This is a genomic window from Mycobacterium sp. (assembly GCF_050701675.1).
Lineage (GTDB): Bacteria > Actinomycetota > Actinomycetes > Mycobacteriales > Mycobacteriaceae > Mycobacterium.
In genome coordinates, this window is sequence record NZ_JBOGDD010000274.1 from 1 (window position 1) to 4,622 (window position 4,622).

5 protein-coding genes are annotated in these 4,622 nt (G+C 68.5%); 3 read left to right on the forward strand and 2 right to left on the reverse strand.

The window, feature by feature from the left end; all coding sequences use genetic code 11:
- On the reverse strand, positions 1-238 hold a 238-nt coding region (locus ACRDUX_RS07905), incomplete at its 3' end, for an acetyl-coenzyme A synthetase N-terminal domain-containing protein (protein ID WP_526412652.1).
- Between the two features lie 99 nt (positions 239-337).
- On the opposite strand from ACRDUX_RS07905, the gene ACRDUX_RS07910 reads away from it, so the two are divergent.
- Positions 338-1,081 (forward strand): oxidoreductase, encoded by a 744-nt coding sequence (locus ACRDUX_RS07910; RefSeq protein ID WP_526412654.1) that lies wholly within the window; start codon positions 338-340, stop codon positions 1,079-1,081.
- Between the two features lie 425 nt (positions 1,082-1,506).
- Here ACRDUX_RS07910 and ACRDUX_RS07915 read toward each other — a convergent pair whose 3' ends face one another.
- Positions 1,507-2,361: an HAD-IB family hydrolase gene (locus ACRDUX_RS07915; protein ID WP_526412659.1), complete on the reverse strand. Its 855-nt coding sequence runs from the start codon at positions 2,359-2,361 to the stop codon at positions 1,507-1,509.
- Between the two features lie 421 nt (positions 2,362-2,782).
- Between ACRDUX_RS07915 and ssd the strand changes: the two genes are divergently transcribed.
- Together ssd and ACRDUX_RS07925 are read left to right on the forward strand one after the other, a co-directional pair.
- Positions 2,783-3,859, forward strand: coding sequence for a septum site-determining protein Ssd (gene ssd / locus ACRDUX_RS07920; protein ID WP_526412656.1), 1,077 nt, complete (start codon positions 2,783-2,785; stop codon positions 3,857-3,859).
- Positions 3,856-4,622: ATPase, T2SS/T4P/T4SS family (locus ACRDUX_RS07925; protein ID WP_526412658.1), on the forward strand; the 767-nt coding region annotated here is incomplete at its 3' end. The genes ssd and ACRDUX_RS07925, both read left to right, overlap by 4 nt.

A 4,622-nucleotide genomic window follows, 5' to 3' on the forward strand; every position in this document is an offset into this window, starting at 1 on the left:
CGCAGTTGTAGGCCACGTTGAGCCGCCCACCGACGAACCACTTCGCCACCGGCGCCGCCGACCAGTCCAACACCTCGGTGAACGGCGTCTCCCACACCAACCGCTTCGCCTGCTCACCCCAGAACGCCAACCGATCCGCCTCAGCGTCGCGATACAACGCCTCCTTCGCATTCGCCCGATCGGCGAACTCGACAGCAGGCGGATAGGAGGAAGGAGCTTCGGTCTCTGTGTCGGACATGGATGTGAGCGTAGTCACCGACAGTTGCATCGACGTTGGCAACTCACACGACCGTGTGCGGCCCGCATTGCGCGGGGTGGCACGCACTAGCGTGTCCACGTGGCCGCTTCCGATCCCCTCGCCCCGCTGGCGGAACTGCCGGGGGTGGCAGAGGCCGGTGAGGCTGCCCGCGAGGCGCTGGCGCTGGCCCACCGGCACAAGACGAACCGGCGCGGTTGGCCCGCTTCGGCTTCGGAAGCGGCGATGCGGGCCGCCCGCGCGACGTCCGTGCTGGACGGGGCGTCGCTCGTCGTCGCCGAGGATGGTGAACCCGACGCGGTGCTGGCGGGTGCACTGCGCGTCGCCGAAGCCCTCGAGGGCGAGGCGACGACGCTGGTGGGGGTGTGGAGGCACGCTCCGCTGCAGGCGATCGCGCGGATTCATTCGTTGGCCGCCGTCGGCCTCACCGACGACGACCGGCTCGGCAGGCCCCGCGCCGCGGCCAGTGTCGGAAAACGCCTCGGGCTGCTCGCCGACGTGGTGACGAGCACGCGCGTTCCGGCGCCGGTGCTGGCCGGCGTCGTGCACGGCGAGCTGCTGACACTGAAGCCGTTCGGCGTCGCGGACGGCGTGGTGGCGCGGGGCGTGTCGCGGTTGGTGACCATCGCCAGTGGGCTCGACACCCATGGCCTCGGCGTGCCGGAGTCGTATTGGATGCGCAAGGTCGGCGATTACCGGGACGCCGCTCGCGGATTCGAGTCGGGGACGCGGGAGGGCTTGGCCGCGTGGCTCATCAACAGCAGCAACGGGCTGAAGGCGGGCGCAAGGGAGGCGCTGGCCATCGCCGAGGCGGCACAGAAGTGACGCTCAGCAAAATGAAGCGGGCGACGCTCCGAATCTGATTCGGCTCGTCGCCCGCTAGCACGGGACTTCGGGTACCAAGCGTGCTTTGTGGGTTGCGTGGGTGGCCTCGGCGTTCTAACGATGCGCTACGGCTGCTGACCCCACCCAAGGGGTCGTCGCTTGGCGTCCGCTTTCCGCAATTACGCAGGCCCGCAACACTTCTGCCATTATCGCGGCGTGTGCTCCGCGTGGGTTCCGAGTTCCGTGCTGGGATGCCTGACTCGGGAGAACGAACCTTCTCTTCCGGCTCGACCTTGGCCTTGCCTGGCTTCCGTGACTCCTTTGTACTCCGTGACCGCGGTCACATCAAGGGCCAATTCTCCTGAGTCGCCGGATCGTTATTGGAGGGCGTCAGCAACAGCCGTTGTGGCAACGTCGACGTGCCGTCAGAACACGAACCGCCGCAGCAACGAATACGTGAGTGCGCCGGCCGCCAGGGCGCTGGCGCCGACGGCCACCGACGTGGCCACCGCGGCCCCCGACGGCGCGGAGATGCGGTCTCTGAGGGATACCGGCCGGGAGAACGTCAGCACGGGCCAGTCGCGGCCGGTCGCCTCCCTGCGCAGTGCACGGTCGGGATTGACCACGGTCGGGTGGCCGACTGCCTCGAGCATCGGCAGATCGGTGATCGAGTCGGAGTACGCGTAGCAGTGGTCGAGTGAATAGCCCTCGCGGGCGGCGAGCTCCTCGATGGCTTCGACCTTGCCCTCGCCGTAACAGTAGAACGCCACCTCGCCGGTGTACTTTCCGTCCTCGACGACCATTCGCGTTGCCATTGCGTGCGTGGCACCTAGGGCGCGCGCGATCGGAGCGACGATCTCCTCACCCGACGCCGAGACCACCACGACGTCGCGCCCGCACAGCTTGTGGTCCGCGATGAGGTTCGCGGCCTCGGCGAATACCAGCGGGTCGACGATCTCGTGCATCGTCTCGCTGACTATCGACTTCACCTGTTCGACGTTCCAGCCGGTGCACATGGTGGTGATGTACGAGCGCATCCGATCCATCTGTTCGTGATCGGCGCCCGACATCAGGAAGAGGAACTGTGCGTAGGTCGACTTCAGCACGGCCTGGCGGTTGATCAGCCCCTGATCGAAGAACGGTTTGCTGAAAGCGAGGGTGCTCGATTTGGCGATCACCGTCTTGTCCAGATCGAAGAATGCCGCCGTGCGTACCGGCGCGGTTCGCGGCTCGACGGCGTCGGCCGAGGCGGAGCCGGGGGCGGTCACGGTTTCCAGCATATGCGGCGGGCGTGTCTCCTGAGCCGCAGAACTCGGTGAAGTGGCAGCCTCAGTCACCTGTCTCGGTCTGTAATATTCCAGGTCACCGTATGATTTCATTGATAATTCATAGGGTTCCGATGACTTGTGCTGGCGCGCATCGTCGTGTGTATAGTGAGCATTACTCGGCTTATGCCGGGTGTGCATCAGCCCGACCCCCCGGGGCTGATACACGACGACCTCCGCCTCCTCCCCCCTGGCGGGGGTCGTCCCTTTTTCCGGACAAGTTCGGCAATCTCCCGCAGCGAATCGTGAGGCTTGTTCTCGGCTGTTTGCGATATCCGCGCCCGCCCGTACGCCGGTTCATCCACAGTCGCTTCCTCATCCACAATCACGCCTGCTGGCATGGCCCTTGGTCGTACGGTGGCGCAAGAGTGGGGGCATGAGCACGAACAACGGCATTCTCTCGCTGGTCGTCGATGACGCGCTGCGCCGCGACGTCGATCGCGTCGCCGCCGCGGCCGGGGTGCGCGTGGTCCACGCCAGTGAGCCGTCCAGTCGCAAGGTGTGGACTGGAGCGTCGGCGATCGTCCTCGACGTCGACAGTGCCCGTCGTTGCGTCGAGCTGGGGCTGCCGCGACGTGATCGCGTGCTGGTGATCGGGCCAACCGCGCCGACCCCCGAGGCATGGCGGGTGGCTATTTCGGTCGGTGCACAACGCGTGCTGTCGGTTCCCCATCAGGAGACCGAACTGGTCTCGGAGTTGTCCGATGCCGCCGAGTCGGTCACCGAGGTCGATCGCCGCGGCGCGGTGTTGGCCGTGATCGGAGGGCGTGGCGGGGCAGGCGCGTCGGTGTTCGCGACGGCGCTCGCCCACGTCGCGCCGCGCGCACTGCTGCTAGACGTCGACCCGTGGAGCGGTGGAATCGATCTGACCCTGGGCAGCGAGCGCGACTCGGGGCTGCGCTGGCCGGACTTGGCCCTCGGCGGCGGTCGGATCGGCTACCCGGCTCTCTGCACCGCGCTGCCATCGAGACATGGCGTCGCGGTGCTGTCGGCAGGCCCGACGGATGGCGAAATCGGTGCCGCCGCCTTGAGTGCGGTGATCGACGGGGGATGTCGCGGTGGCGCCACGATCATCTGCGATCTGCCGCGACGCGCGACTCCCGCGGTGGACGTCGCGCTCGACGTCGCGGACCTTGTCGTGCTCGTCTCCCCGGCCGACGTCAGGTCGTGCGCTGCCGCGGGAGCCATCGGACAGTGGCTGGTGGCGACCAACCCGAACGTGGGCTTGGTGGTGAGGGGACCGTCCCCCGGCGGCCTGCGTGCGGCGGACGTCGCACGCATCACGGGCCTGCCACTGCTCGCGGCGATGCGGCCGCAGCCGGGCCTTGCGGCAGAACTCGAGCATGACGGTCTGAGGCCACGGCGGCGGTCGCCGTTGACGTCGGCCGCGCGGCGCGTCTTGGAGGTGCTGCACCGCCAGCCGGGATCGGTGACCGAGCAGGTGGCCGCATGAGTAACGCCTCGCTGATCGAGCGGGTCAGGGAACGGTTGGCGACCGAGTCGGCGCCGCTCTTGCCGAACGTGGTCGCCGCGGCCATCCGCGCGGAATCCTCCGGTGTGCTCGGGGACACCGACGTGTTGAGCAACCTGCGGCTACTCCAGACCGAACTCACGGGCGCGGGAATCCTCGAGCCCCTGCTGTGCGCCGAGGGCACCACCGACGTCCTCGTGTCCGCACCGGATTCGGTCTGGGTGGACGACGGCACGGGCCTGCGGCGTAGCGCCGTCCGCTTCGCCGACGAAGCCGCGGTGCGACGGCTGGCTCAGCGGTTGGCCCTTGCCGCGGGACGCCGCCTGGACGAGGCCCAACCCTGGGTGGACGGGCAGCTGACGGGTTTGAGCGCGGGTGGGTTCACCGTGCGCCTCCATGCGGTGCTGCCGCCGATTGCGCCAGCGGGAACGTGTCTGTCACTGCGGGTGCTGCGGCCCGCGACCCAGGATCTTGGGGCGCTCGTCAGCGCGGGTGCGATCGCCGCGGAGGCCGCCGGTGTCCTCGACGACGTCATCGCCGCGCGGCTGGCCTTCCTCGTCTCCGGCGGGACGGGCGCGGGAAAGACCACGCTGTTGTCCGCGGCGTTGGGGGCCGTGGCGGCCGACGAGCGGATCGTCTGTGTGGAGGACGCACCCGAGCTCGCGCCGCGGCACCCGCATCTGGTGAACCTGGTGGCCCGATACGCCAATGTCGAGGGCGTCGGCGAGGTGACGGTGCGCGACCT